The following is a 667-nucleotide window of genomic DNA, read 5'->3' on the forward strand; positions in this document are numbered from 1 at the left end:
CCGCGCTTGCAGCTCCAACTCCACCGGAGATAGCTGCTAAAGCAGTGTTAATTGTTGTTACAGAAGCATCAATAGTTCCTGGCTCACGGTGAAAATCAGCTAATAAACGATCTCCATCATATCCTAATTTTTGGAAGCGTTCAGAATATGATTTGATTAAATCAGCTTGTTTAAACTTATCAGCTACATTTAAGAATGAAAGAGGGCTAACAGCTAGTGCAACTGTAGATGCGATTAATGCAGCGACAGGACCAGTTGAAGACAAACCTGAAGCGACTCGTTGGGCAAGAATGTAAGATGAGACCGCTTTTGTTACATTACCTATAATTTGGTTAGCAAATTCTACACCTGCGGCAGCTTTCTTTTCTGTTGAAGCCTCTTTATCTGCTAAAATGAGACCTGCAGATGCTCCAGAAAGTAAACCAGAGATAATGTCCAAACCTAAACTTGCTTTTCCTAGATCTGGTAGATTTTGTAATTTATTACTCAATCCTCCTAATCCTTTCACATTCTGTAAATGTGAACCTAGTTTAGATATTTGTTCTGCAAATGCATCTACAGTTTGCACCGAGCTAGCAATATTACCAACTAATTCATTAGTCAGTTCTAGCCCTGCTTTTGCAAGTTCTAATTGATTAGGATCTTTATTTTGAAGTAATTCATTCAG

At 38.4% G+C, this 667-nt stretch carries 1 pseudogene; it reads right to left on the reverse strand.

Features of this window, described 5'->3' with window-relative positions:
• A pseudogene (locus tag DAE25_RS22820) lies at positions 1-667 on the reverse strand (hypothetical protein); the annotation flags it as partial.

The organism is Nocardioides terrigena (assembly GCF_003047265.1).
In the GTDB taxonomy this organism is placed as follows: Bacteria; Actinomycetota; Actinomycetes; order Propionibacteriales; family Nocardioidaceae; genus Nocardioides; species Nocardioides terrigena.